Source organism: Mesorhizobium sp. M0062 (assembly GCF_040323125.1).
In the GTDB taxonomy this organism is placed as follows: domain Bacteria; phylum Pseudomonadota; class Alphaproteobacteria; order Rhizobiales; family Rhizobiaceae; genus Mesorhizobium.
Map to the genome: position 1 here is coordinate 1 of NZ_JAMYUO010000010.1, position 24,558 is coordinate 24,558.

Here is a 24,558-nt window from a genome sequence, read left to right on the forward strand (position 1 = left end):
ACAGACCCTTGGGCGCTAGGCAATGCTTGAGATAGTGCCCTTCCTTTGTCCGTTCGCGGCGATTGCCAGGTGGCTCCCCCACTCCGTCTCGGCTTCGCCGAGCCACCTCTCCCCCCTCCGGAGGGAGAGGAAGGGCGCTAGGGTCTCGAACTCTCTGGAGAACGTTCACTCAGCGGCCGCATCATGCTAACCACCCTCCATGGCGCAGAAAAAAGGATATGAGGTCGATTCGTGGCTGGCGAAGCCTGACGCGCGCATATCGATCGTCCTGCTTTACGGACCCGACCGCGGCTTGGTCGCCGAGCGGGCCAAAGCCTTTGCCGCGAAAACCGGCCTGTCGCTCGACGATCCGTTCTCAGTCGTCCGGCTCGATGGCGCGGAGGTCGATCGCGACCAGGGCCGGCTGCTGGACGAAGCCCGCACCGTGCCGATGTTCTCCGACCGGCGGCTTCTGTGGGTGCGCAACGCGAGCGGCCAGAAGGCGCTGGCCGACGACGTGAAGGCGCTGACCGCGGAGCCCGCGCGCGACGCCATCATTCTCATCGAGGCCGGCGACCTGAAAAAAGGCGTCGGGCTGCGCGCCGTGGTCGAGGCGGCCGACAACGCCATGGCGCTGCCATGCTATGCCGATGAAGCGCGCGACATCGACAGCGTCATTGACGACGAGTTGCGCAAGGCCGGCATGTCGATGGCGCTCGACGCACGCCAGGCGCTGCGCCGCAATCTCGGCGGCGACCGGTTGGCCTCACGCGGTGAGATCGAAAAACTGGTGCTTTATGCCCACAGCCAGAAGGACATCAGCCTCGACGACGTAAGGGCGATGTCCGGCGACGTCTCCGGCGCCTCCTTCGACGACGCGGTCGATGCTGTGCTGGAGGGCAGGATCGGTGACTTCGACACCGCCTTCACCCGCCACTGCCTGTCCGGCGGCCATCCTTTCCTGGTACTGTCCTCGGCGATGCGGCAGCTGCAGCAGCTTCAGGTCATGCGCGGCCAGATGGACACCGCCGGCCGCAACGCCGCCTCGGCAGTGGCCGGCGCCCGTCCGCCGGTGTTTTTCTCGCGGCGCAAGCTGGTGGAGAAGGCGCTGGAGCGCTGGAACGTCGAGGCGCTCAGCCGCGCGCTGAACCGGCTGCAATCGGCCGTGCTGCAGACCAGGCGCAGGCCGGATTTGTCGGAAGCGCTGGCGCGGCAGGCGCTGCTCGGCATTGCGGTGGAGAGCGCGAGGCTGGCGCAGCGGTGATCTCCCCCCTTGAGGGGGAGATGTGCCAAAGGCGACAGAGGGGGGTCGCGGCGCGTGGAGCGCTGGCGCCTTTCGCAACGACAAACGAGGTCGGCGCTTGATGGGAGACGACCCTTCTGGCCTGCCGGCCATCTCCCCCTCAAGGGGGGAGATCAGCAGTTCGATCCCTTCGGCAATCGCCAATAAAAAGAAGGGCCGGCAACCGCCAAGCCCTTTCTTCATCCTAAGCCAGAACTTCATTCGCCGGCTAAATATGGCGCAACCCCAACCCTCTACCGCTCATCCTTCAACCGCCGGCATAGCTCGTCAAGCTGCTCCAGGCTGCGGTAGTCCACGCGGATAGCGCCGCCCTTGCCCTTGTGCTCGATGGTCACGATCATGCCGATCGTGTTGGTCATCAGCTTTTCCAGCGCCAGCGTGTCGGCATCCTTGCCCGATACGCCGTGTGATGGTTTTGCCTTGGGCGGCGTGCCGCCCGCCGGCATCTGCGCCAGCGCTTCCGCCCGGCGCACCGAAAGCCCCTCCTCGACAATCTGCTTGGCGAGCCCGGCTGGATCCTGCGCCGTCACCAGCGTGCGGGCGTGACCGGCTGACAGCGCGCCGTCGACCAGCATGTCGCGGATGACGTCGGGCAGCTTCAGCAGCCGCAGCGTGTTGGCGACGTGGCTGCGGCTCTTGCCGATGACATTGCCGAGATCGGCCTGGGTGTAGCCGTGATCGTCGATCAACTGCTGGTAGCCGAGCGCCTCCTCGACCGGATTGAGGTCGGTGCGCTGGACGTTCTCGATGATCGCCAGTTCCAGCGCCGTGCGGTCGTTGACGTCGCGCACGATGATCGGAATCTCGGTCAGCCCGGCGCGCTGCGCGGCGCGCCAGCGTCGCTCGCCGGCGATGATCTCATAGCGCCCGGCCTGCGTCGGCGAAGGCCGCGCCACCACCGGCTGCACCACGCCATGCTCGCGGATCGACTGCGCTAGATCGGTGAGGTCGGCGTCGCCAAAGTGCCGGCGCGGGTTTTTCGGGTTCGGGCTCACGAATTCTATCGGCACCTTGCCGTCGGCATTCAGGCCTGGCTTTTCGGCCGCTGCCACTGGGCGGTCGATCTCGCCGATCAGCGCCGCCAGTCCACGCCCCAGTCTCTTTCTCGAAAGGTCTTCGCTCATCTCAATTCCAGATTCTTGATCGTTTCGGTGCCGGATCGGCTTTGTTTATCGACCCTGCCTAATCATGCAGCGCGCAATTTTCGCTCGCGGCGGATCACTTCGGATGCCAATTGCAGATAGGCTTGGCTGCCGGAGCATTTTAGGTCGTAGAGGATCGCCGGCTTGCCATAGGACGGCGCCTCGGACACCCGCACATTCCTAGGAATGATGGTCTCGTAGACCTTGTCGCCCATGTGTGCCCGCACGTCCTGCACCACCTGGTTGGCGAGGTTGTTGCGGCCGTCATACATGGTCAGCACGATGCCCTGGATGATCAAGTCCGGATTGATCGAACGGCGCACCTGCTCCACCGTTTCCAGGAGTTGGCTTAGCCCTTCCAGCGCGAAGAACTCGCACTGCAGCGGCACAAGAACAGAATCGGCTGCCGCCATTGAATTCAAAGTCAAAAGGTTGAGCGAGGGCGGGCAGTCGATCAGCACATAGCCGAACGGCGCACCGCGCTCGGTGGCGGCGCGCAGCGCGTTGCGCAGCTTAAGCACGCGATCCGGCGCCGAGGCGATTTCCATCTCGATGCCGAGCAGATCGAGCGTCGACGGCACGATCGACAGGCCGGGCACCGCCGTTGGAATGGCGGCCTCTTCCAGGCCCAGTTCGCCGGTCAGCACATCGTAGGAGGAGACGGTGCGGTCCTTGCGGTCGATACCGAGACCCGTCGAGGCATTGCCTTGCGGGTCGAGATCGACGATCAGCACCTTTTCGCCGATCGCGGCCAGCGCCGTGGCCAGATTGATGGCGGTGGTGGTCTTGCCGACGCCGCCCTTCTGGTTGGCGACGGTGATGATGCGAGGTCCGGTTTTCATGGGTCTGTGCCAGGTATTCATGTGGGCCAGGTATTCATTGCGTCGCCAAGGTTGGAGAGCTTACGCAGTCCGCAGATCGGTCACTTCGAGGATGACGCCATGGGCGTCGGTCATGCTCGGATGTTCTACCAGATCGAAAGCCCAGCGGTGAGTGCTTTCTTCCACCTCGGAGCGGTAATCCCGGCCTTTGTGGAACAGCGCCCGCGATCCCTTGGTCAGCCACGGCGCCGACAGATCGAGCAGCGCCGGCAGCGCGGCCAGCGCCCGCGCCGTGATGATTTCCGGTTCGGAAACAAGCGCATAGCTGTCGTCGATGCGCCGGGCGACGACCCGTGCCGGCAAACCGAACTGGCCAATGACCGCCTGTAAAAACGATGCTTTCTTGCGGTTGCTCTCGACCAGATCGATCGACGCGCCATCGCGTTCGACCAGCAGGAAGGCCATTACCAGGCCCGGAAAACCGCCGCCCGAACCGAGATCGGCCCAGCGTTTGGCCTGCGGTGCGATTCGCGCCAGTTGCGCGCTATCCAGAATGTGGCGGCCCCAGACGTCGTCCAGCGTCGACGGCGCGGCCAGATTGATGCTTCGGTTCCATTTCAGGAACAGCTGTTCGAACGCCACCAGGCGTTCGAATGTTTCACGTGAAACCGGTCCCGCAGCCTCTTGCAGGGTCGCCCATGAGGCAGCGCTCACGCAACGGCCCTTTGGGCGGCCGACTCGGCGTTGCGGACGTGCGCGACGATGATGGCCAGCGCCGCCGGCGTCATGCCTTCCATACGCAGCGCGTCAGCGATCGACCGGGGCTGACGCGTTAGCATCTTCTGCTTCAGCTCATTGGACAGGCCAGGAACATCGGCGAAATCCACCGACGCCGGGATCAGCCGGCTTTCCTCGTGGCGGATTTGTGCGACATCTGCCTGCTGGCGATCGAGGTAAACCGAATATTTCGCTTCCGTTTCGAGCCGCTCAGAGGTTTTGACGTCGATTGCGCCAAAGGCCGGCACAACATGGGCCAGCCAAGCGATATCGACGCCGGGATAAGCAAGCAATTCATAGGCGGAACGGCGCACGCCGTCCCTGTTGATCTCCAGCCCATGCCGCGCCGCTTCGTTGGGCGTCATCGTCGTCGCAACTGCGAGTGCGCGCGCCCTATCAAGATCCTGTGTGACTTCATTGAACCGCCGCGTTCGCTCCGGCGACACGATACCAAGCCGATTTGCCAGAGGCGTAAGCCTTTCATCGGCATTGTCGGCGCGCAGCGATAGGCGAAACTCCGCCCGCGAAGTAAACATGCGGTAGGGCTCGGCAATGCCGCGGCTGGTGAGGTCGTCGACCATCACTCCGATGTAGGCTTCGGTGCGGCTGAGCACGATTTGGTCGTCGGCCGCCGCCTTGCGCGCGGCGTTGAGCCCGGCGAGCAGGCCCTGCGCTCCGGCTTCTTCATAGCCGGTGGTGCCGTTGATCTGCCCGGCCAGGAAAAGCCCCGCAATACGTTTGGTCTCAAGCGTCGGCTCGAGCTCGCGCGGATCGACGTGGTCGTATTCGATGGCGTAGCCGGGCTGCAGCATGGTCGCGCGTTCCAGGCCCGGGATCGTCTTCAGAATGTCGAGTTGGACGTCTTCGGGCAGGGAGGTCGAGATGCCATTGGGGTAGACGGTGTCATCGTCCAGCCCTTCCGGCTCCAGGAATATCTGATGACCTTCTCGATCGCCGAACTTGACGATCTTGTCTTCGATCGACGGGCAGTAACGTGGACCTACGCCTTCGATCGAGCCGGAATACATGGCGGAGCGGTCGAGATTGGCGCGGATCAGCGCGTGCGTCGCCGGCGTCGTACGCGTGATGCCGCAATGGATTTGCGGATTCTTGATTGTGTCGGTGAGCAGCGAGAACGGCACTGGATGTTCGTCGGCCGCCTGGCTTTCCAGCGACGCCCAGTCGATGGTGCGGCCATCGAGCCGCGGCGGCGTCCCGGTCTTCAGCCGTCCAAGCGCGAAACCGGCGCGGCTCATCGTCGCCGACAGGCCAAGGCTCGCTTGCTCGTTCATCCGCCCCGCGACAATCTTCTTGTCGCCAATGTGAATAAGACCGCGCAGAAAAGTGCCGGTGGTCAGCACCACGGCGCCGCACGCCAACCGGCGCCCGTCGGCCAGGAGCACAGCGGCGATGCGTCCATCCACGATGTCGAAGTCCAGAACCTCGCCTTCGACGACGTCGAGTCCGTTCTGTTGCCGAATCGCTTCCTGCATGGCCAGCCGATACAGCTTGCGGTCGGCCTGCGTGCGCGGCCCGCGCACGGCAGGGCCTTTGCGGCGATTGAGCAGGCGGAATTGGATGCCGGCAGCATCGGCGATGCGGCCCATCAGCCCGTCCATGGCGTCGATCTCACGCACCAGATGGCCCTTCCCGAGGCCGCCGATCGCTGGATTGCAGGACATGACACCGATCGTGTCGAAGCGCAGCGTCACCAGCGCGGTCCTGGCGCCGGCGCGCGCGGCAGCGCTCGCAGCCTCGCACCCGGCATGGCCACCGCCTACCACAACCACGTCATAGTGATCGATCATTGTCCCTTCCAGATTCAGAGATTTCCCGACACATGTCCCCACGAGAGGACGCTGTCAAGGATTGCAGGTTGATTCGTTCACGTGGACCGGAGTGCTGAAAGCCGCAGAGGTGTTTCACGTGAGTCATGGAAGCGGCGAAGCCTCGTTTGGCGCTGCCCCTTATCTATCTTCCGGCATCTTCTCCCATGAACGGGGACAATGAGGGGCGGTGCAGGCTTTCGGCCACTTGCCCTTTTGCCAACCGTCTCGTTTCACGTGAAACGCACTTGGGCGGCCCCTATGTTTCACGTGAGTCACTCATACCAGCGCCCCGTCATGTTTCACGTGAGTCACTTGCCAATGCAAAACTGCGAAAAGATCACGTCCAGCAGGTCCTCGACATCCACCGCGCCGACAATCCGGCCAAGCCGGTCCGCCGCAAGACGCAGCTCCTCCGCCCGCAGCTCCTGGCCGCGCTCTTGCCCGGACAAAGCCGAGATCAGAAAGTGCCTGGTCTCATTGAGCAGCTCCACATGCCGCAACCGAGACGGCAGGATGTCACCGGCATCGCCGATAGCAGCTGCGGCGCGCCTGCCGATCTCGGCCAGGAGTTCAGCCAACCCAGTGCCGTCCACCGTCGAGATCAACGCATCATACGCCTCCAATCGCGGCGAACCTTTCAAGAGATCGACCTTGGTGCCGATTCTCAAAGCCGGGGCGTCGACAGGCATGTTGCCGATCGCAGTCGGGTCCGCCAGATCTTCCAGCAACAGCACCAGGTCAGCCGTGTGCGCCTTGGCCCGCGCCTTTTCGATACCGATCGCTTCGATCTTGCCGGGCGCCTCGCGCAGGCCCGCGGTGTCGGTTACCCTGACCCGCACTCCGTGGAGATCCAGCACCACTTCGAGCAAATCCCGCGTCGTGCCGGGCTCGTCGGTAACAATCGCCGCCTCACGCCTGGCCAGCGCATTGAAAAGGCTGGATTTTCCGGCGTTCGGTGCACCGAGGATGACAACCTCAAACCCGTCACGGATGATCTCGGCGGCATGGAAGCCATCGACATGCCGGCCGATCTCGCCCACCATTGCGCGCACATCGGACCAAACCGTGTCCGAAACCGAACCGGGCACGTCGTCTTCGTCGGCGAAGTCGATTTCCGCCTCGATCATCGCCCGTGCATGGATCAGCCGACGGCGCCAGCCAAGATAGAGTTCGCTTTGCACTCTTTCGGCATTCTGCACGGCAAAGCGCCGCTGCGCTTCGGTTTCGGCGTTGACCAGATCGGCCAACGCCTCCGTCTCGACCAGATCCAGCTTGCCGTTGAGAAGAGCCCGGCGCGTAAATTCACCAGGTTCCGCATGACGCACGCCGTCAAACCCGGCAATGATCTCCAGCATCTTGCTGGCGACGGCGCGGCCGCCATGGACGTGGAACTCGGCGACATCCTCGCCGGTAAAACTGTTCGGCCCCGGAAAAAACAGCACCAGGCCGTTGTCGATAAGCGACCCGTCCACTGTTCGGAGCTTGCGCAGGGTCGCAACCCGGTCCTTGATCATGCCGTCGGCAACCGTTTCGACAGCGAATCGAGTTCTTGGTCCGGAGATGCGGATGACAGCGATGCCGGCAGGCAGGCGGCCGCTGGACAGCGCAACAATCGAATCGCCTGAAATCATTTGCCCGTTCTCACCGGTCGCCTAGCTGTCCGGTCAACAATCCCACAGTATGCGGCCGTCATGAACCGGCTGTTCGTCAATATCAAGGTCGATCGCGAGGAGCGGCCGGACATTACCAAATCTGTATAGCCGCCTTGTCATCCATGTGCGAGCAGGCGGGTCCTAATTCCGACGCCGAGCAGTTCTGGGCGGGCCAGCAAGCCCTACGCAGGCCGCATCGTTAACGCTTGTGCCTGGCCCGGAGCCGTGAAGCTGGATCCTTCGCCCCCGACAAGCAAGCTTCGTTCCGGCTGCGAATCAGAATCCCGACCCGCGTCACGCCGATATTGTCGCCCCGATCGGAACGCATGCGAATCGATCGAACATTGGCCAGTGGCATCCGGCCGCCAACCGGCAGACCGGAGCTATGCACCGGCTATCCTGCCCGTGGCGCCGGATCCGTAGGAACCGAGCCGCTGTTGCGACGGCAGGTCAACCGGTGTTTCCGTCCAACGCCGAAGGAAGCGGCGTCGCATCAATGGATGGCGACCGCGGCCCGAACAGCAAATCCTTGGCTGCGACCACCGCTCCGACCGTGATCAGGATGCAAGCAACAGCCACCGACCAGTGAAACACACCAAAGCCTGCCAGCAGAAGCACGAGGACCGAGAAGAGGGGCGCGGCATAGGAGAGGGCGCCGAGGATCATGATGTCGCCGTGCTTGCAGCCATAGTCCCAGGCGTAAAAGCCCGCGCCTAGCGGTATTACGCCCAAGATGACGATGGCGCTCCACTGCGTCGCCGTCTGTGGCCAGACGGTGGTCTCAAGGGTGAGGTGCAGCACCAAGGCGACCGCAGCCGTGATGAAGCAGTAACCGACGACGACATCGGTCGGCACCTTGCCGAAGCGGCGCGATAAAACCGAATAGCCGGCCCAGATGAAAGCGCAGAACAGCGCGATGACATGCCCCTTCATCACACCATTGGCCAGTCCGATCGTGCCGCCCTTGGTGATCACCACAATGGCGCCGGCAAGGCCGAGCATGACGCCGGCGATGTGATGGGCCCTAAGCTTTTCTCCAGGCAGGAAGGCGGCAAAGACGACGATCAGCAACGGCCAGAGATAGGCGATCAGGCTGACCTCGACCGGCGGCGCCGACTGGATGGCGAAGAAATAGGCGCAGTGATAGATGCACAGCCCCGCTGTGCCGAGCGCCCAGACCTGCCACGGCTGGCGCAGCGACTTGATCGCCGCCGGACGGACAAGCCAGCTCGACACGCCGACCAACCCGCCAAGCAGAAACGTCATCGCCGCCAGCTGAAAGGGCGGAATCGGTCCCGCCGCCGTCGAAAGCAGCGCCAGGAAGGACCATGTCAGGATGGCCGAGAAGCCGATCAGGGTCGGGATTGTTTTCTCCATGCGGCTTCCGATCTTCGAGACGCGATTACTCGCATGACGACAGCGATGGAAATTGCCGCCCAAGGCCACGCCCTGTCGGAAATGCGACCTGTTTGCCCCCGCAATGAAAAACCCCGTCCCAGTTCCCGGAACGGGGCTTCAATGCGAAACGATGGCCGACGAGAAGCTTACGTGTTCATCGAGTCGAAGAAATCGGCGTTGGTCTTGGTCTGCTTCAGCTTGTCGATCAGGAACTCGATCGCGTCGGTGGTTCCCATCGGCGCCAGGATGCGGCGCAGGACGAAGATCTTCTGCAGATCCTGCTTGGAGACCAGCAGGTCTTCCTTGCGGGTGCCGGACTTCAAAATGTCCATGGCCGGGTAGATGCGCTTGTCGGCGACCTTGCGGTCGAGCTGGATTTCGCAGTTGCCGGTGCCCTTGAACTCTTCGAAGATCACTTCGTCCATGCGGCTGCCGGTGTCGATCAGCGCGGTGGCGATGATGGTCAGCGAGCCGCCTTCCTCGATGTTGCGGGCCGCGCCGAAGAAGCGCTTTGGCCGCTGCAGCGCGTTGGCGTCGACACCGCCGGTCAGCACCTTGCCGGAGGACGGCACGACGGTGTTGTAGGCACGGCCGAGGCGGGTGATCGAATCGAGCAGAATAACGACGTCGCGGCCATGCTCGACCAGGCGCTTGGCCTTTTCGATGACCATTTCGGCGACCTGGACGTGGCGCACCGCCGGTTCGTCAAAGGTCGAGGACACGACCTCGCCCTTCACCGAACGCTGCATGTCGGTCACTTCTTCTGGCCGTTCGTCGATCAGAAGTACGATCAGATAGCATTCCGGATGATTGGCCGTGATCGAGTGGGCAATATTCTGCATCAGCACCGTTTTGCCGGTACGCGGCTGCGCGTTGATGAGCGCGCGCTGTCCCTTGCCGATCGGCGCCACCAGGTCGATCACGCGCGACGAGATGTCCTTGCCGGTCGGATTGTCGATCTCCATCTTCAGCCGCTTGGTCGGATAGAGCGGCGTCAGATTGTCGAAATGGATCTTGTGACGAATTTTTTCGGGATCGTCGAAATTGATCGTGTTGACCTTGAGAAGGGCGAAATAGCGCTCGCCCTCTTTTGGGCTGCGGATCGGCCCTTCGACGGTATCGCCGGTCTTCAAGGAGAAGCGGCGGATCTGCGAGGGCGAGATGTAGATATCGTCGGGACCCGGCAGATAATTGGCGTTGGCCGAGCGCAGGAAGCCGAAACCGTCCTGCAACAACTCGACCACACCATCGCCGATGATCTCGACGTCCTGGGCGGCCAGTTTCTTCAGGATGGCAAACATCAGTTCCTGCTTGCGCATGACGCTGGCGTTTTCTACTTCGAGCGATTCGGCATAGGCGATCAGCTCTGGCGGCTTCTTGTTCTTGAACTCTGCGAGTTTCATTTCTTGCATAGACGGACTCTGAATCTGCTTTGGGGAAAATATATCGGCTGGATGCGATAAATGCCGGGCGCGGCCGAAAGCAATCAAGGGCGGCGCATGACGGGAAGGAAGACCCGTCTTTTATCGTCGGTCGGGGGAAAGAGCAAGCTGCGTTTTGTCGACCGAAATGGGCCTAGAACGGCTTGACGACAACCAGGATGACGATGGCGATCATCAGCAATGTGGGGATCTCGTTGACGATTCGCCAGTGCCGCGCCGGTTTTTCATTGCGGTCCTCGGCGAATTTCCTGACAGCACCGGCCAGATAGCCATGCACGCCCGACAGCAACAGCACCAAGCCTATCTTGGCGTGCAGCCAGCCGCCGTGAAAGCCAAACACTTTCCAGGCAAGCCAAAGCCCGAACACCCAGGTGACGATCATCGCCGGATTGATGATGCCGCGCAGCAGACGCCGCTCCATCACCTTGAAGGTCTCCGATTGGACGGACCCCTTCTCTGTGTCGGCGTGGTAGACCAGCAATCGCGGCAGATAGAGCATGCCGGCCATCCAGGAGATGACGGCCAGGATATGGATTGCCTTCGCCCAGGGATAGAAACCCTCAGGCGCAAAGAAAAACAAAAGTGCGGTGAGAACAACCAGCACTCCGATGCCGATGGTCATCCGCATCATCGCCCCACGAGTGCTGTTGCCGCCCGTATTATCTGATTGAGCCATCAGCGTGTCGCGCTCCGCACCTGCTTCACCATCGCCTCGACATGTGCCACCGGCGTCTCCGGCGTGATGCCATGGCCGAGATTGAAGATCAGCGGTCCGTCTCCCAGCGCCTTGAGGATCGCATCGACGCCGTCCGACAGGGCTTTGCCGCCAGCCACGAGCCGCAAGGGATCGAGATTGCCCTGGACCGCCCCTGAATGCTGCAGTTCGTTCGCAGCCGACAGGGGCACGGTCCAGTCGATCCCCAGCCCCGTGACCCCGGTCTTCTCACGATAGGTCTCGTAGCGGGCGCCGGCGCCCTTGGGAAAGCCGATGATCGGAACATCGCGATGAACCGCACGAACTTGCCTGACGATCTCCGCCACCGGTTGCACGCAGAACTGCTCGAAAGACGCATCATCAAGCACGCCGGACCAGGAATCGAAAATCTGCACCACGTCGGCACCGGCTTCGATCTGGCGGATCAAATAGGCCGCGGAGTGATCGGCGAGCACTTTCAGGAGATGCTTGAAGGCCGTCGGTTCGCGATAGGCAAACAGCCGCGCCGGCGCCTGGTCGGGTGTGCCGTGGCCAGCGATCATGTAGGTCGCCACCGTCCACGGCGCGCCGCAGAAGCCGATCAGCGTGGTCTCGTCAGGCAATCTTGCCCGCAGCCGGCGAACCGTTTCGTAGACCGGTTCGAGATTCACGTGAAACGTTTCACTGTTGAGAGCCGAAATCTCAGCTGCAGTGATTGGCGTCAGCAGCGGCCCGCGGCCCTCCTCGAAGCGGACATCGCGTCCCAGCGCATGCGGCACGACCAGAATGTCAGAGAACAGGATCGAGGCATCGAAGCCGAAGCGCTCGATCGGCTGCAGCGTCACTTCGACAGCCAGATCAGGATTGTAGCAAAGATCGAGAAAGGACCCGGCGCGCTTTCTGGTCTCGCGGTACTCCGGCAAATAGCGCCCGGCCTGGCGCATCATCCAGAGCGGCGGCGGAAACACTGCCTCGCCTCTCAGCACGTCCAGCACGATGCGGTTCTCGGGCATTGAGCGCTCTCTTCCCTGCCTTCTCTATAATTAAATAGTCTATTTCTAGAATTTTCTGATTCTAAGAGTCTGTTGGTATCGGTGGTTGTCACCTGTCCCGCTTTGCCCTGGAAAAGGCCAGCCAGCATTTTGTCGCGTGTTTCTTCCGCGGGATTGTCAAAGAGTGTGGATGACCAGGATTCCATCACTGGAGTCAATGGTTTGGCGTAGCCGCTGAAAAACCGCCTCTGTGGATGAAGCGCTGGCAAAAACGCCCGTCCCCAGATTTGTCCCCAACCGCACAGTGAAGCTGACAGCGCATCGAATTGTGGACAACTGGCCTTCTGATACAGTCGCCTCCAGCCGGTCGCCTTTGCGGCCCCGGTTTATCCACACAAGCCCACAGCCTGAGGCGCCCCCTGTGAACAAACCCCAGAGCTTCTTTCACCTGCACCTGATTTCCGACGCCACCGGCGAGACGCTGCTGGCGGCCGGCCGAGCCGCCTCGGCGCAATACAAGGATGCGCGCGCCATCGAGCATATCTATCCGCTCATCCGCACCGAAAAGCAGGTGGCGAAAGTCTTCGAGGACATAGAGGAGGAACCGGGCATCATCCTCTACACCGTCGTCGACCAGAAGCTGGCGCGCGGCATTGACGAGCGCTGCGCCACCATGGGGCTGCCCTGTGTTTCGGTGCTGGAGCCGGTCCTCACCGTCTTCCAGTCCTATCTTGGCACGCCGGCCGGCCGCCGCGTCGGCGCCCAGCATGTGCTCGACGCCGATTATTTCCACCGTATCGACGCACTCAATTTCACCATGGAGCATGATGACGGCCAGCTGCCGCTCAATATGGACGACGCGGATGTGGTGCTGATCGGCATTTCCAGGACATCGAAGACGCCGACCAGCATCTATCTCGCCAACCGCGGCATCAAGACCGCCAACATCCCGATCGTGCTCGGCGTGCCGGTGCCCGAAAGCCTGGTCGCTGCCACCAAGCCGCTGATCGTCGGGCTGATCGCCACCGCCGAACGCATCTCGCATGTCCGGCAGAACCGCGTGCTCGGCAACAGCAGCACCTACGAAGCGACCGATTATGTCGACCGTGCCTCGATCGCCGAAGAGCTCGCCTATGCCCGCCAGATCTGCACCCGCCACAATTGGCCGATGATAGACGTCAGCCGCCGCTCGATCGAAGAGACCGCGGCAGCCATTGTTGCCCTGCGGGGGAAGAATAGATGATGGGATGGCAACGCGACCTCCTGCCCCAATCAACCACTATCGACCAGGCCCAGAACCCATGACCGAAAAAATCATCCTCGCCTCCGGCAGCCCGTTCCGCAAAGCAATGCTCATCAATGCCGGGCTCGGCATCGAAGCGGTGCCTGCCGATGTCGACGAGCGTGCGCTCGAGGCGCCGTTGCAGGACAGCGGTGTGTCGCCGGAAGATGCCGCCCTGATACTCGCCGAAGCCAAGGCGACCGAGGTCAGCGAACGCAGATCGGGCGCCTTGGTGCTCGGCTGCGACCAGACTTTGTCACTGGGAGATGAAGTGTTCCACAAGCCGGCCGACATGGAAGGCGCCCGCCGCCATCTGTTGGCGCTGTCAGGCAAGACGCATCAGCTGAACAGCGCCGCCGTGCTCTGCCGCAACGGCAAGGTGCTGTGGCGCCATGTCGGCATCGCCAGCCTTACCATGCGCAAGCTCGATCCGGCCTTCGTCGGCCGGCACCTGGCCCGCGTCGGCGCCAAGGCGTTGTCGAGCGTCGGCGCCTACCAGATCGAGGGCGAAGGCATCCAGCTGTTCGAAAAGATCGAAGGCGATTATTTCACCATTGTCGGCCTGCCGCTGTTACCGGTGCTGGCGGAATTGCGTGCGCTCGGAGCCATCGATGGTTGAGAAAAAAGCTTTCGTCACCGGCCATCCGATCGCGCATTCGCGCTCGCCGAAGATCCACGGCTATTGGCTGAACACATACGGCATCGACGGCAGCTATCATGCGATCGATGTCGCGCCGGCCGATTTTCCCGAGTTCCTCTCTTCCCTCCAGGCCAATGGCTATCAGGGCGGCAACGTCACCATTCCACACAAGGAAGTCGCCTTCGCCCGGGTCGAGCGCCGCGACGAGGCGGCGGAGATGATCGGCGCGGTCAACATGCTGTGGCTGGACGACGGCGTGCTGTGGGGCGGCAATTCGGACTGGATCGGCTTTGCCGGCAATCTCGACGAGCATGCCCGGGGCTGGGAGAGAAACGCTCCGGCCGTGGTGCTCGGCGCCGGTGGCGCGTCGCGCGCGGTCATCCACGCGCTTAAATCGCGCGGCATCAAAGATATCCGCATCGTCAACCGCACATTGGCGCGGGCGCAGGAACTCGCCGACCGCTTCGGGGCCGGCGTCTCGGCGCATGGCGCGGTCGGCGACTTGCTTGGCGATGCCGGCTTGCTGATCAACACGACGGCACTTGGCATGCATGGCGATGCGACGCTGGCCGCCGATCCGGCCGGCCTGCCAGCTCACGCCATTGTCGCAGACATCGTCTATGTGCCGCTGGAAACACCGCTGCTTGCCGCTGCCCGCGCGAGAAACTTGAAGACGGTCGACGGGCTCGGCATGCTGTTGCACCAGGCTGTGCCCGGTTTCGAACGCTGGTTCGGCAAGAAGCCGCAGGTCACGCCTGAGTTGCGACAGATGATCGTCGCCGACATCGTCGCCAAATGATGGGTCGCAAATGATGGGCGCAAAATGATGATCGTGCTTGGCCTCACCGGGTCGATCGGCATGGGTAAGTCGACGACGGCGAAAATGTTCGTCGACGCCGGCGTGCCGGTGCATGACTCCGACGAGACCGTGCATCGCCTCTATGCCGGCAAGGCAGCACCTCTCGTCGAGGCGGCCTTTCCCGGCACCGTGATTGCCGGTTCGGTCGACCGCACCGAGTTGGCGCGCCGCGTGCTCGGCAACGCTGCTGCGCTGAAGACATTGGAGGCGATCGTCCATCCGCTGGTGCGGGCCGATGCCGATGCCTTTCTGGCAAGGCACCGCGCCGCCGCCGCGCCGCTCGTCGTGCTCGACATTCCGCTGCTGTTCGAAACCGGCGGCCGCAACCGTGTCGACAAGGTCGTCGTCGTCACCGCGCCGGCCAATATCCAGCGCGCCCGCGTGCTGGCGCGTCCTGATATGAGCGAGGAAAAGCTGGCGGCCATCCTGGCCAAGCAGGTGCCCGATGCCGAAAAACGCCGGCAGGCCGATTTCGTCATCGACACCGGTGAAGGCATGGACGCCGCCCGCAGCGCGGTCGGCGCGATCATTGCCGAGCTCTCAGGGCGCTGAGCTCGCCTGCTAACTCCTGGGGGATAAGTCGCGCCCATAAGGCTCCTGACGGCAGGCTGTCGGCATTGCCCATTGCCATTTTGTTGCGCTCCATGATTCTACTCCTCCAGGAGTGAGTTGATTCTATGCGTGAGATCATTTTCGATACCGAAACCACCGGACTCGACATGCGCGACGACCGCATCATCGAGCTTGGCGGCGTCGAGCTGGTCAACCGCTTCCCGACCGGCCGCACCTTCCACAAATTCATCAATCCGCAGGGGCGCGCCGTCCATGTCGAGGCGCAAGCCGTGCACGGCATCAGCGCCGCCGACCTCGTCGGCAAGCCGACCTTTGCCGAAATCGCCGAGGAATGGCTCGCCTTCACCGACGGCGCCAAGCTCGTCGCCCACAACGCCAATTTCGACATCGGCTTCCTCAACACGGAATTCGGGCGGCTCGGCCAGCCGGCCATAGACACCGGGCGCGTCGTCGACACGCTGGCGCTGGCGCGGCGCAAGCATCCGATGGGCCCCAATTCGCTCGACGCGCTCTGCCGCCGCTACGGCATCGACAACGGCCACCGCACCAAGCACGGCGCGCTGCTCGATTCCGAGCTCCTGGCCGAGGTCTACATCGAACTCATCGGCGGCAAGCAGGCCGCACTTGTCCTCGACGCGGTCGTGGTGCAGCTCAACAGCAATGGCGACGTTGCCGACATCGACATCTCGATCGCCGCCAGGCCAATCGCCCTGCCGCCGCGCCTGACTGAGGGCGAGCGAGCGGCGCATGCGGGGCTGGTGGCGACGCTGGGTGAAAAGGCGCTGTGGCTGAAGGTGGCGGCGGGGTGAACGGATCGCGGAGGTAGCGTTCCGTCACACCCCTCTCTGGCCTGCCGGCCATCTCCCCCTCAAGGGGGGAGATCAGCAGCTTCGCCGCTCCAGCCCATTCCTGCAACGTCTAAAGTTGGCGAAGGTCGCGATGAGGGGGAGATGCCTGGCAAGGCAGAGGGGGTGCTGTCCCGCCAGCATCTCAGTATACAAAAAGCCCGGCACGAAGCCGGGCTTTCAACTCATGCGCGTGACGCTTGCCTTCAGCTCACCTTGACCTTCGATGCCGCCTGGTCCTCGGCCAGCTTCTGCTGGAACATCTGGGCAAAATCGATCGGGTCGAGCATCAACGGCGGGAAGCCGCCATTGCGGGTGGCTTCGGCGATGATCTGGCGGGCGAACGGGAACAAAAGCCGCGGGCATTCGATGAACAGGATCGGCAGCATGTGCTCCTGCGGGAAGCCGGCGATGGCGAAGACGCCGCCATAGACCAGTTCGACATTGAACAGCACTTCCTGGTCGAAGGACGCCTTGGCGTTCAAGGTCAGATTGACGTCGAACTGCTTGTCGGAGAGCGGGTTGGCATTGACATTGACGTTGATCGCAATGCCTGGGGCCTTGTCGCGGCCGCGCAGCGAGTTCGGCGCGCCGGGGCTTTCGAAGGACAGGTCCTTCACATACTGGGCAAGCACGTTGAGCGAGGGCTGCGCCGTTTCGCCGTTGCCGTTGGCGGCGCCGACCGGCGCGTCATCTTTGCTGGCCATGAGCCTTGTTCCTTTTGCCTGGACAGCAGCGCTGACCGAATTGAAATCGGGCGTTGGCTAGCATGGTCGGCAAGACAAGACAAGGTTTGCCGCCTTCAGGCCGAAAGGGGTCAATAGTCAGTCGTTGGCAAGGTGACGTTCAGTCGTCCTTCAGGCGGCGCCACGGCGAGTTATGGTCGGGACCGCGCTTGAAATCGTCCTCGCGCGAATAGTCGCGGTCGTCGAGGTCGATGACCTTGTCACGCGACCTGCCGCGAAAACCGCCGGCGGTGAAATCGGTCGCGACGACGATGCGGCCCTTGAGCCTGCGCCAGGCAAGGTCGCGCACCGGCGGCAGGAACAGCAGCAGGCCGACAATATCGGTGATGAAGCCGGGGATGATCAACAGGATCGCGGCGACCACGATCATGGCGCCATGCGCGAGCTGGCGGCTGGGGTCGCCGCCGCCGGCCATCTCGGCGCGGACCCGCGCCATGACGCCAAAACCCTGGTGCCGGAGCAGAAGCACGCCGGCAATGCTTGAAGCCAGCACCAGACCGACCGTCGCCAGCGCCCCGACCTCGCGGCCGACAATGACGAAACCGGCGATTTCCAGCAGCGGCAGCGCAAGCAGGAACAGAGGAAGGAAGGAAATGCGCAAGTCTTGACCGATCGTTTCCATGTTTGCCGGGCGGCGCATAATCGCCGCTGGCACTGAGGCCGTTAGATAGGTATGCCTGCCTTTGATTTGAATGATTGCGCCATGCGTTCTATATGCTTTGCATGTTTAACGCCATGCGACCGCCGCCCGATTGGCTGGCGGTCCCGGCCAGGTCAGGGATTGATTGGCGAAAGATATGGGATTCTTCGACTTCGGCACCATTTTCTTTCTGATTGCGGCGGTGGTGATCTTTTTCCAGCTGCGCAACGTGCTTGGCCGCCGCACGGGCAGCGAGCGCCCGCCCTTCGATCCGTACACGGCCAGCCGCACCGAGAAGGACGCGACCCAGAAGCCCGAAAATGTGGTTTCGCTGCCACGCAAGCGCATGCCGGGCGAGACGGCTGCCGAGACCTACGCGGCCATCGATGCCTTCGCCAAGCCCGACACCGACCTCAACAAGGGCCTGCGCGCGATCAAGGATAATGATCCCTCCTTCGACCCTAAAGTCTTCGTCGACGGCGCCAAGATGGCCTACTAGATGATCCTCATGGCCTATGCCGATGGCGACCGAAAAACGCTGAAGAACCTGTTGTCGCGCGAGGTTTTTGACGGCTTCGTTGCCGCGATTGGCGACCGCGAGGCGAAAGCCGAAAAGATCCAGTCCTCCTTCGTCGGCATCGACAAGGCCGACATCGTCTCGGCCGAGATGAAGGGCGGCGAGGCCCACATCACGCTGCGCATCGTGAGCGAACTGATTTCGGCGACCCGCGACAAGGCGGGTGCCGTCATCGATGGCGATCCCGAGACGGTGGCCGAGGTCAAGGATGTCTGGACCTTCGCCCGCGACACACGCTCGCGCGATCCGAACTGGAAGCTGGTCGCCACCGAGGAAGAAGACTGAGCCTATGCATGTCGCCCGGTGCGGGCAGCTTTTTTGGGATAGCGACATGCAGGCAAACATCGGCAGTGGCGAGGCTGAGGTGTCGCTCTCGCCGCGTTTCGTGGAAAAGTCCTTCGATGATCTTCCCGGTTGGAATTCCGATGACCATCTGCCCCCTTTCGAAGCCTTCCGCCGTTCGGCGTTTCATGTCCTGAACAAGCCCTACCGCACCGGTTCGTTGGGCGTCCGGTTCGACGCGTTTGCCGGCGCTTATGACGAGGCGCGCACCGTTTCGCCGGCGAATCGGTCGGCGGCCAAGGCTTTTTTCGAGCGCCATTTCGCCCCAGTCCAGATTCGATCCGAAAACCCCGGCCTGGTCACCGGCTTCTACGAGCCCGAGGCCGAGGCCTCACCAGTGCGCACGGATGAATTCACGGTGCCGCTACTGGAGCGGCCGGCCGACCTCGTCGACATCGATGACGCCAACCGTCCTCGAGGGATGGACGACTATCTCGCCTTCGCCCGCGATACGCAGGGCCTGGTGGAGTATTTCGACCGCAGTGAGATCGAGAGAGGCGCGCTGGCCGGCCAAGGCCTGGAAATCGCCTGGCTTGCCGACAAGGTCGACGTCTTCTTCATCCATGTGCAAGGTTCGGCCAGGCTGAAGATGACCGACGGCCGGCTTTGCCGCGTCACCTACGCCGCCAAATCCGGCCAACGTTTCAGCGGTCCGGGGAAGATTCTCGCCGAACTCGGCGAAATCCCACTGGAAAAAGTGACGATGCAGTCTATCCGCGCCTGGTTCAGGGCGCATCCGGATCGCATCGACGAGATCCTCTGGCAGAACCGCTCCTACATCTTCTTTCGCGAAGCCGATGTCGACGATGCCGCACTCGGTCCTATCGCCGCCGCCAAGGTGCCGTTGACGCCGGGCCGTTCGCTCGCGGTCGACCGGCTGCGGCACACATTCGGTACCCCCTTCTACATCGACGCTCCGTCGCTGACCGCCTTCGACGGAAAACCGTTCCGGCGGCTGATGATTGCGCAGGACACCGGCTCGGCCATCACCGGACCGGCGCGGGGCGATCTGTTCGCCGGCTCCGGCGATGCGGCCGGCGAGATCGCCGGCGTCGTTCGCAATGCGGCCGATTTCTATGCCTTGGTTCCACGCGCTCTCGTTTCGGAATCGAATCGATGAGCAAGCGCCCCGATAAACTCAACGAAGACGACCGGGTGCTGTGGAACCTGGTGGCGCGCACCGCCCGACCGCTGAAGGGCCGGACCGCGGTCGAGATTCCCGACATCGTCGTCGACCCCAAGCCGGCACAGACGCCGGTCGCTGTCGGTCCGGTCCTCGCCGCCAAGCCGAAGGCGCAGCATGTATCGCACGCGCTGGACGAGCCGACATTGGACAAGCTGAAGAAGGGCCGGCTGCCGATCGAAGGCCGCGTCGATCTGCATGGCATGACCCAGGACGAGGCCTATTCGCTGCTGTTTTCGTTCCTGCACCGGGCCCATGCCGGCGGCATCCGCTATGTCCTCGTCATTACGGGAAAAGGGTCGTCGTCGGGCGGCGACGGCGTCTTGCGGCGCGCCGTGCCTGCCTGGCTGTCGACGCCTGCCTTCCGGCCGCTGGTCTCCAGCCACGATCACGCCGCCCGCAACCACGGCGGTTCGGGCGCGCTCTACGTTCGACTCAGGCGAACCCGCTGATGACGCCGTTCGGCGAAAAACTGCGGGCGCTTCGAGCCGAGCGCGGCTTGCGCCAGAAGGACATGGCGCAGGCGATCGGAGTCAGCGCCGCCTATTTGTCGGCGCTGGAACATGGCCGCCGCGGCGCGCCGACCTGGACGCTGATCCAGAAGATCATCGGCTATTTCAACGTCATCTGGGACGATGCCGAAGAGCTGGCGCGTCTGGCCGAGGCCTCACATCCGCGGGTGAGACTCGATACGTCCGGCCTCAGTCCTGCCGCCACCGAGTTGGCCAATCTCCTGGCCGAAAACATCGAGAAGCTGGACGAAGCCGAGCTTGCCCGCATCACCGGCTCGATCCGGGCCGCACTGGAGCGGCGTAAGTAGGGCGGCGCCAAGGCCACGAATGCTCATCAATAGCGCCGGCATTTCATCCTGAAGGCGATGCCCGCCGGCCGTTAGCCAGCGGGCATATAGCGAGATTACTTCGCGCCGGCCTGGCCGCCACGGCCGCCAGTGCTGTCATGATCGCCGCCGCGACCGCCACCCAGGCAGTCCGAGGTGAGATCGCAACAGCGATTGCCCCACTGGTTGTTCTTGGCGCAGCCGGTCTGGTCGGCCATAGCGGATCCGGCCAGGGACGACACCGCGATGGCGGCGAGGAAAGCATTACGCAGGAAAGCAGTCATTTGAAGTCTCCATGGTTGGGTTTCTGTTTACGGCTGTGTGTCGCCGCTGGAGACGGTTTGGTTCACGCAGGTAGCGAAATTTTTTGAGGAGGCGTTTCGAGAGATAAGATTTCGAGGGCAGCGCTGCCCTCATCCGCCTGCCGGCGACTATTTTGCAACGTTGACGATTGGCGAAATCACCGATGGCAGCATCTTTCTCCCCGTCACTATACGGGGAGAAATGCCCGGCAGGGCAATGAGGGGCAGCGCCAACTTGCGGTTATCTCGTGAAAGTTATTAGCCGCGGGCTTCCGACGAAGCTGTTCGCAGCGACGCGCTCACATGCATCGTCCTTATTTACTGAACCGCGCCGACCAGTACCTGCTGGCCGCCGCGGATCGAGACCCAGCGGCCGGTGTTGTCGATGGCCTGCCGCTTGAGGAAGCGATAGCCGGTGGCGTCCCAGATCTTCACCTTGTCGGTCAGATTGTCGAGGACGTAGTCGCCCTTGTCGGTGCGCACGGTCAGCACGGCATGGCCTTCGCCGTCCGGCTTGCGCACGACGGTGATCAAGAGATCGGCCAGCGACACGCCAGAGCGCGAGAGCTGGCGGCGCTTTTCCAGCACATAGTCTTCGCAATCGCCGACGCCCTTGTCGGGATAGGCCCAGACCTCGTCCTTGCCATAGATGTCGTAGTCGCTCATCGGCTTGACGGCGGCGTTGACCCTTGACGTCACGTTGATCAGCTTGCGCATGAAGGCGTCGGTCATCGCGGCGGGGTTGAGGTTGCTCGGCCGGATCGAGCATTCGCCGGGCTGGGTTTTACAGAAATCATAGTGGCCGATCGGCTGCGAGGTCATGCCGCCCGTCGCCATGGCGCCGCCTGCAAGTGCCGGCACTGCCCAGCACGCAGAGATCGCCAGCCCTGCTGCCGCCCACAAGCGCAGCGTCCGTGCCATCGGTGAGGAAGTCATTGTCCCCGTTCGCCCTTGTTCTTAACGAAAGGTTAAAGGGGATTTACACTCCGTGTCAATTATAAGGGGAGCCAGATTCTTCGGCATGGTTACCCGCGCCCGCCCAACAGCGTCTATTGTGCAACAGAACGCCTGTGGCGCGCAAAATCGCCCCGCTTTTGTGGGCAATGCACGCTGCAGCCGGATCGAGCCTCAGCTTTTGGCGGAGCGGACCAGCCTTGGTTTCACCGCAACCCGGTTCTGGCGGCCGTAGCTGGTGATGAAATCGACGATGCGCGGCACGATTTCCGAGCGGAATCGCGACCCGTTGAAGACGCCGTAGTGGCCGACGGCCGGCTGCATGTAATGCGCATGCCGGTCAGCCGGGATGTTGGGGCAGAGATCGTGGGCGGCCTGGGTCTGGCCGAGACCGGAAATGTCGTCGTTCTCGCCTTCGACCGTGAACAGCGCGACATTGCGGATCGCCTTGGTGTCGACCACCTCGCCGCGATGCGTCATCTCGCCCTTGGGCAGCGCATGGCGCACGAACACCGTGTCGACGGTCTGCAGATAGAATTCCGCCGTCAGGTCCATCACCGCCAGATATTCGTCGTAGAAATCGCGGTGCTTCTCGGCATTGTCGCCGTCATGCTTGACCAGATGCATGAAGAAGTCCTTGTGGGCGGTGATGTGGCGGTCGAGGTTCATGCTCATGAAGCCCGACAGCTGCAGGAAGCCCGGATAGACTTCGCGGCCGAAGCCCGGCACCGGCCAGGGCGCGTGCATGATGACGTTGTCGCGGAACCAGTCGATGCCCTTTTCCTTGGCCAGCAGATTGACCGCGGTCGGATTGCGGCGGGTGTCGATCGGCCCGCCCATCAAGGTCATGGTCGAGGGCACGAAGGGATCGCCGCGCTTTTCCATCAGCGCCACCGCCGCCAGCACCGGCACCGAAGGCTGGCACACCGCCATCACATGGGTGTCCGGCCCCAGCGCATGCAGCATGTCGATGATGTAGTCGATATAATCGTCGAGGTCGAAATGGCCGTCGGTCACCGGCACCATGCGGGCATCGACCCAGTCGGTGATGTGCACGTCGGCATAGGGCAGCATCGCCTCGACCGTGCCGCGCAGCAGCGTCGCATAATGGCCCGACATCGGCGCCACAATGAGAAGCTTGGGGTCGGCCTTGCGACCGGCGGGCACCGACCGCTCGAAGCGGGTGAGATTGCAGAACGGCCGCGACCACACGGTCTTTTCGCTGACCTCGACGCTTTTCCAGTCGACCACGGTCTTGCTCAGGCCGAAATGCGGCTTGCTGTAGCGGCGCGTCGTGCGCTCGAACAGTTCGGCGGTGGCGGCGACCGAGCGGCCCCACGGCGTATGCGAAAACGGATTGAGCGGGTTGGTGTAGAACAGCCGCACTGCATCGGCATAAAGCCGCGCGGGCTGCAGGGCGGCATGGTTCATTTCATAGAGCTGGTAGAACATCAGGTACTCCGCAGCTGCCGTGACCGAAGGGACGACGGACAGCGCCGAGCCTTGAATGTCTCGCGCGGAGGTTAACAAGATATTGCTGCGATGCAATACGTCACGTGGCGTGACATATGCCAATCTTTCGTCCAAGGCCTTGAGAAACCGCGTTGGGCGGGTGCAGCCGGCTCAATGTGCACTGCAAAATGCAAGGCTGTTGGACGACGGGGCAGGATGTGTCCGGCCCGATCGGGCCGGACTTGGACAGATCTAGACGCGCGCCATGCACACCGAGGTATGGCCGGAGCCGATGAAGCCGAGTTGGCCGGCGGCGCCCTTGGACAGATCGAGCACGCGCCCTTTGATGAACGGGCCGCGGTCGTTGATGCGCACGATGACGCTGCGGCCATTATTCTGGTTGGTCACTTTCAACTTGGTGCCGAAAGGCAGGCTGCGGTGCGCGGCGGTCAGCGCCGACGGGTTCATGCGTTCGCCATTGGCGGTCCTGGAATGCAGTGCGTACCAGGAGGCGCGGCCGCACTGGCCAGCGGCGGAGGAGGCGGATGCACCGACCATCAGGCCAGCCGCGATCGTTACCGCGACAAGCGCGGTCTGGTTTGTTTTCTTCATGTTGGGGGGATTGGCTCCGTTTTCGACAGACCCCAGCCGTTAAGTGTCGAATAAGGCAGGAAATGCGGCAAGCATCGGGCAGTTCCGTGGCACCGGCACACGTTTGGAGTCGCTGGGAAACAGTTTGTCAGGCATCTTTCGTGTGGCGCGGCCGTATCGCCGGCGATATTGCGAGCTGTTTCACAGATTCCGTGAGCAAGGCAGGACGTTATATTACAAGTAGAAGAGAGCGCGATTGGGCGCCGTCCTTTCGCTCTGTCATCACGGTCATGGCGCAGTTGACCATCGACTTTGAAAAGGGATTCCAACGATGAGACTGCTCAAATATCTGCTGGCTCTGATCGTACTGGCCATCGGCGCGCTGTGGTCGCTGCAAGGCATTGGCGTGGTCGGCGGCAGCTTCATGACCGGCCAGTCGCAATGGCTCTATATCGGCATCGTGACCATGCTGGTCGGTTTCGCCGGGCTGGTATGGGCGAGCCGTTCGCCGGGGTGAGTTGCGACGAAAGTCGACCGCCACAGATCGACCCCCACTCCGTCGCGCTTCGCTCGACACCTCTCCCCCGATCGACGGGGGAGAGGAAAGGCGCGAGCCTTGCAGGGGCGCGAACTTATGCGGCCTGGCTCCCTTCCCCTCCCTCCGGAGGGGGGAGAGGTGGCGCCGCGAAGCGGTGACGGAGTGGG

At 62.8% G+C, this 24,558-nt stretch carries 25 protein-coding genes and 2 pseudogenes; 12 read left to right on the forward strand and 15 right to left on the reverse strand.

What is annotated here, in order from left to right:
• Positions 1-199 precede the first annotated feature (199 nt).
• Positions 200-1,243, forward strand: a complete 1,044-nt coding sequence (gene holA, locus NKJ64_RS14000) for a DNA polymerase III subunit delta (protein WP_023829873.1) — start codon at positions 200-202, stop codon at positions 1,241-1,243.
• Positions 1,244-1,515: 272 nt separating this feature from the next.
• Here holA and NKJ64_RS14005 read toward each other — a convergent pair whose 3' ends face one another.
• The 5 genes from NKJ64_RS14005 to mnmE form a co-directional block, all read right to left on the reverse strand.
• On the reverse strand, positions 1,516-2,406 hold the full coding sequence (locus NKJ64_RS14005; protein WP_023715715.1) for a ParB/RepB/Spo0J family partition protein: 891 nt from the start codon (positions 2,404-2,406) through the stop codon (positions 1,516-1,518).
• A 62-nt stretch (positions 2,407-2,468) separates the two neighbouring features.
• Complete coding sequence (locus NKJ64_RS14010) at positions 2,469-3,266, reverse strand: ParA family protein (protein ID WP_023672118.1); 798 nt, start codon at positions 3,264-3,266, stop codon at positions 2,469-2,471.
• Positions 3,267-3,326: 60 nt separating this feature from the next.
• Positions 3,327-3,959, reverse strand: coding sequence for a 16S rRNA (guanine(527)-N(7))-methyltransferase RsmG (gene rsmG, locus NKJ64_RS14015; RefSeq protein WP_023715714.1), 633 nt, complete (start codon positions 3,957-3,959; stop codon positions 3,327-3,329).
• Positions 3,956-5,830: a tRNA uridine-5-carboxymethylaminomethyl(34) synthesis enzyme MnmG gene (gene mnmG, locus NKJ64_RS14020; protein ID WP_352462794.1), complete on the reverse strand. Its 1,875-nt coding sequence runs from the start codon at positions 5,828-5,830 to the stop codon at positions 3,956-3,958. The genes rsmG and mnmG overlap by 4 nt, the downstream gene beginning before the upstream one ends.
• 329 nt (positions 5,831-6,159) lie before the next feature.
• Positions 6,160-7,482 carry a tRNA uridine-5-carboxymethylaminomethyl(34) synthesis GTPase MnmE gene (gene mnmE, locus NKJ64_RS14025; RefSeq protein WP_023829876.1) on the reverse strand — a complete coding sequence of 441 codons (1,323 nt, stop codon included), beginning with the start codon at positions 7,480-7,482 and terminating at the stop codon, positions 6,160-6,162.
• Between the two features lie 51 nt (positions 7,483-7,533).
• Here mnmE and NKJ64_RS30505 point away from each other — a divergent pair.
• Positions 7,534-7,676: pseudogene (locus NKJ64_RS30505) on the forward strand (DUF255 domain-containing protein); the annotation flags it as partial.
• A 277-nt stretch (positions 7,677-7,953) separates the two neighbouring features.
• On the opposite strand, the gene yddG reads toward NKJ64_RS30505, so the two are convergent.
• From yddG to hemE, 4 genes are all read right to left on the reverse strand, one after another.
• Positions 7,954-8,880 (reverse strand): aromatic amino acid exporter YddG, encoded by a 927-nt coding sequence (gene yddG / locus NKJ64_RS14035; RefSeq protein WP_023829877.1) that lies wholly within the window; start codon positions 8,878-8,880, stop codon positions 7,954-7,956.
• A 167-nt stretch (positions 8,881-9,047) separates the two neighbouring features.
• Positions 9,048-10,313 carry a transcription termination factor Rho gene (gene rho / locus NKJ64_RS14040; RefSeq protein ID WP_023672113.1) on the reverse strand — a complete coding sequence of 422 codons (1,266 nt, stop codon included), beginning with the start codon at positions 10,311-10,313 and terminating at the stop codon, positions 9,048-9,050.
• Between the two features lie 163 nt (positions 10,314-10,476).
• Complete coding sequence (hemJ, locus tag NKJ64_RS14045; RefSeq protein ID WP_023742021.1) at positions 10,477-11,019, reverse strand: protoporphyrinogen oxidase HemJ; 543 nt, start codon at positions 11,017-11,019, stop codon at positions 10,477-10,479.
• Positions 11,019-12,050, reverse strand: coding sequence for a uroporphyrinogen decarboxylase (gene hemE, locus NKJ64_RS14050; protein ID WP_023726726.1), 1,032 nt, complete (start codon positions 12,048-12,050; stop codon positions 11,019-11,021). Before hemE ends, hemJ begins: the two co-directional genes overlap by 1 nt.
• A 283-nt stretch (positions 12,051-12,333) precedes the next feature.
• Here hemE and NKJ64_RS14055 point away from each other — a divergent pair, with 283 nt between their 5' ends.
• The 5 genes from NKJ64_RS14055 (at position 12,334) to dnaQ (ending at position 16,192) form a co-directional block, all read left to right on the forward strand.
• A complete protein-coding gene (locus NKJ64_RS14055; protein WP_460222828.1) occupies positions 12,334-13,272 on the forward strand; it encodes a pyruvate, water dikinase regulatory protein in 939 nt (312 codons plus the stop codon).
• Between the two features lie 58 nt (positions 13,273-13,330).
• Positions 13,331-13,930 (forward strand): Maf-like protein, encoded by a 600-nt coding sequence (locus tag NKJ64_RS14060; RefSeq protein ID WP_352462795.1) that lies wholly within the window; start codon positions 13,331-13,333, stop codon positions 13,928-13,930.
• On the forward strand, positions 13,923-14,750 hold the full coding sequence (locus NKJ64_RS14065; RefSeq protein WP_023685038.1) for a shikimate dehydrogenase: 828 nt from the start codon (positions 13,923-13,925) through the stop codon (positions 14,748-14,750). Before NKJ64_RS14060 ends, NKJ64_RS14065 begins: the two co-directional genes overlap by 8 nt.
• 27 nt (positions 14,751-14,777) lie before the next feature.
• Positions 14,778-15,362, forward strand: coding sequence for a dephospho-CoA kinase (gene coaE / locus NKJ64_RS14070; RefSeq protein ID WP_023687592.1), 585 nt, complete (start codon positions 14,778-14,780; stop codon positions 15,360-15,362).
• A 125-nt stretch (positions 15,363-15,487) separates the two neighbouring features.
• Positions 15,488-16,192: a DNA polymerase III subunit epsilon gene (gene dnaQ, locus NKJ64_RS14075; protein WP_023672106.1), complete on the forward strand. Its 705-nt coding sequence runs from the start codon at positions 15,488-15,490 to the stop codon at positions 16,190-16,192.
• Between the two features lie 242 nt (positions 16,193-16,434).
• On the opposite strand, the gene secB is transcribed toward dnaQ, so the two are convergent.
• Positions 16,435-16,935 carry a protein-export chaperone SecB gene (gene secB, locus NKJ64_RS14080; protein ID WP_023672105.1) on the reverse strand — a complete coding sequence of 167 codons (501 nt, stop codon included), beginning with the start codon at positions 16,933-16,935 and terminating at the stop codon, positions 16,435-16,437.
• Positions 16,936-17,074: 139 nt separating this feature from the next.
• The gene (locus tag NKJ64_RS14085; protein ID WP_023687591.1) at positions 17,075-17,575 is read right to left on the reverse strand and encodes an FxsA family protein; all 501 of its coding nucleotides are present in this window, start codon (positions 17,573-17,575) and stop codon (positions 17,075-17,077) included.
• A gap of 196 nt (positions 17,576-17,771) precedes the next feature.
• Here NKJ64_RS14085 and NKJ64_RS14090 point away from each other — a divergent pair.
• The 4 genes and pseudogenes from NKJ64_RS14090 to NKJ64_RS14105 all read left to right on the forward strand — a co-directional run bounded on the left by NKJ64_RS14090 (position 17,772) and on the right by NKJ64_RS14105 (position 20,536).
• Positions 17,772-18,476: pseudogene (locus NKJ64_RS14090) on the forward strand (Tim44/TimA family putative adaptor protein).
• 79 nt (positions 18,477-18,555) lie between these two features.
• Positions 18,556-19,653, forward strand: coding sequence for a murein transglycosylase A (mltA, locus tag NKJ64_RS14095; RefSeq protein WP_023829878.1), 1,098 nt, complete (start codon positions 18,556-18,558; stop codon positions 19,651-19,653).
• Positions 19,650-20,168, forward strand: coding sequence for a Smr/MutS family protein (locus NKJ64_RS14100; RefSeq protein ID WP_023672101.1), 519 nt, complete (start codon positions 19,650-19,652; stop codon positions 20,166-20,168). The genes mltA and NKJ64_RS14100 overlap by 4 nt, the downstream gene beginning before the upstream one ends.
• Positions 20,168-20,536 carry a helix-turn-helix domain-containing protein gene (locus NKJ64_RS14105; RefSeq protein WP_023672100.1) on the forward strand — a complete coding sequence of 123 codons (369 nt, stop codon included), beginning with the start codon at positions 20,168-20,170 and terminating at the stop codon, positions 20,534-20,536. Before NKJ64_RS14100 ends, NKJ64_RS14105 begins: the two co-directional genes overlap by 1 nt.
• A gap of 95 nt (positions 20,537-20,631) precedes the next feature.
• On the opposite strand, the gene NKJ64_RS14110 is transcribed toward NKJ64_RS14105, so the two are convergent.
• From NKJ64_RS14110 to NKJ64_RS14125, 4 genes are all read right to left on the reverse strand, one after another.
• Positions 20,632-20,838 (reverse strand): hypothetical protein, encoded by a 207-nt coding sequence (locus NKJ64_RS14110; RefSeq protein ID WP_023672099.1) that lies wholly within the window; start codon positions 20,836-20,838, stop codon positions 20,632-20,634.
• Positions 20,839-21,174: 336 nt separating this feature from the next.
• Positions 21,175-21,792 (reverse strand): transglutaminase-like cysteine peptidase, encoded by a 618-nt coding sequence (locus NKJ64_RS14115; RefSeq protein ID WP_023672098.1) that lies wholly within the window; start codon positions 21,790-21,792, stop codon positions 21,175-21,177.
• Positions 21,793-21,984: 192 nt separating this feature from the next.
• On the reverse strand, positions 21,985-23,262 hold the full coding sequence (locus tag NKJ64_RS14120; RefSeq protein WP_023672097.1) for a polyhydroxyalkanoate depolymerase: 1,278 nt from the start codon (positions 23,260-23,262) through the stop codon (positions 21,985-21,987).
• 252 nt (positions 23,263-23,514) lie between these two features.
• Positions 23,515-23,874: a septal ring lytic transglycosylase RlpA family protein gene (locus NKJ64_RS14125; RefSeq protein WP_023672096.1), complete on the reverse strand. Its 360-nt coding sequence runs from the start codon at positions 23,872-23,874 to the stop codon at positions 23,515-23,517.
• Positions 23,875-24,184: 310 nt separating this feature from the next.
• Here NKJ64_RS14125 and NKJ64_RS14130 point away from each other — a divergent pair, with 310 nt between their 5' ends.
• Entirely contained in the window at positions 24,185-24,370 is a 186-nt protein-coding gene (locus NKJ64_RS14130; protein ID WP_023672095.1) for a hypothetical protein, read from the forward strand.
• The last annotated feature ends 188 nt before the right edge of the window (positions 24,371-24,558 follow it).

Coding starts and splice junctions, on each gene's coding strand:
- holA (WP_023829873.1), top strand. CDS start 200: ATGGCGCAGAAAAAAGGATATGAGGTCGATTCGTGGCTGGCGAAGCCT.
- NKJ64_RS14005 (WP_023715715.1), bottom strand. CDS start 2,406: ATGAGCGAAGACCTTTCGAGAAAGAGACTGGGGCGTGGACTGGCGGCG.
- NKJ64_RS14010 (WP_023672118.1), bottom strand. CDS start 3,266: ATGAAAACCGGACCTCGCATCATCACCGTCGCCAACCAGAAGGGCGGC.
- mnmG (WP_352462794.1), bottom strand. CDS start 5,830: ATGATCGATCACTATGACGTGGTTGTGGTAGGCGGTGGCCATGCCGGG.
- mnmE (WP_023829876.1), bottom strand. CDS start 7,482: ATGATTTCAGGCGATTCGATTGTTGCGCTGTCCAGCGGCCGCCTGCCT.
- yddG (WP_023829877.1), bottom strand. CDS start 8,880: ATGGAGAAAACAATCCCGACCCTGATCGGCTTCTCGGCCATCCTGACA.
- rho (WP_023672113.1), bottom strand. CDS start 10,313: ATGCAAGAAATGAAACTCGCAGAGTTCAAGAACAAGAAGCCGCCAGAG.
- hemJ (WP_023742021.1), bottom strand. CDS start 11,019: ATGGCTCAATCAGATAATACGGGCGGCAACAGCACTCGTGGGGCGATG.
- hemE (WP_023726726.1), bottom strand. CDS start 12,050: ATGCCCGAGAACCGCATCGTGCTGGACGTGCTGAGAGGCGAGGCAGTG.
- NKJ64_RS14060 (WP_352462795.1), top strand. CDS start 13,331: ATGACCGAAAAAATCATCCTCGCCTCCGGCAGCCCGTTCCGCAAAGCA.
- NKJ64_RS14065 (WP_023685038.1), top strand. CDS start 13,923: ATGGTTGAGAAAAAAGCTTTCGTCACCGGCCATCCGATCGCGCATTCG.
- coaE (WP_023687592.1), top strand. CDS start 14,778: ATGATCGTGCTTGGCCTCACCGGGTCGATCGGCATGGGTAAGTCGACG.
- dnaQ (WP_023672106.1), top strand. CDS start 15,488: ATGCGTGAGATCATTTTCGATACCGAAACCACCGGACTCGACATGCGC.
- secB (WP_023672105.1), bottom strand. CDS start 16,935: ATGGCCAGCAAAGATGACGCGCCGGTCGGCGCCGCCAACGGCAACGGC.
- NKJ64_RS14100 (WP_023672101.1), top strand. CDS start 19,650: ATGAGCAAGCGCCCCGATAAACTCAACGAAGACGACCGGGTGCTGTGG.
- NKJ64_RS14105 (WP_023672100.1), top strand. CDS start 20,168: ATGACGCCGTTCGGCGAAAAACTGCGGGCGCTTCGAGCCGAGCGCGGC.
- NKJ64_RS14110 (WP_023672099.1), bottom strand. CDS start 20,838: ATGACTGCTTTCCTGCGTAATGCTTTCCTCGCCGCCATCGCGGTGTCG.
- NKJ64_RS14115 (WP_023672098.1), bottom strand. CDS start 21,792: ATGACTTCCTCACCGATGGCACGGACGCTGCGCTTGTGGGCGGCAGCA.
- NKJ64_RS14120 (WP_023672097.1), bottom strand. CDS start 23,262: ATGTTCTACCAGCTCTATGAAATGAACCATGCCGCCCTGCAGCCCGCG.
- NKJ64_RS14125 (WP_023672096.1), bottom strand. CDS start 23,874: ATGAAGAAAACAAACCAGACCGCGCTTGTCGCGGTAACGATCGCGGCT.
- NKJ64_RS14130 (WP_023672095.1), top strand. CDS start 24,185: ATGAGACTGCTCAAATATCTGCTGGCTCTGATCGTACTGGCCATCGGC.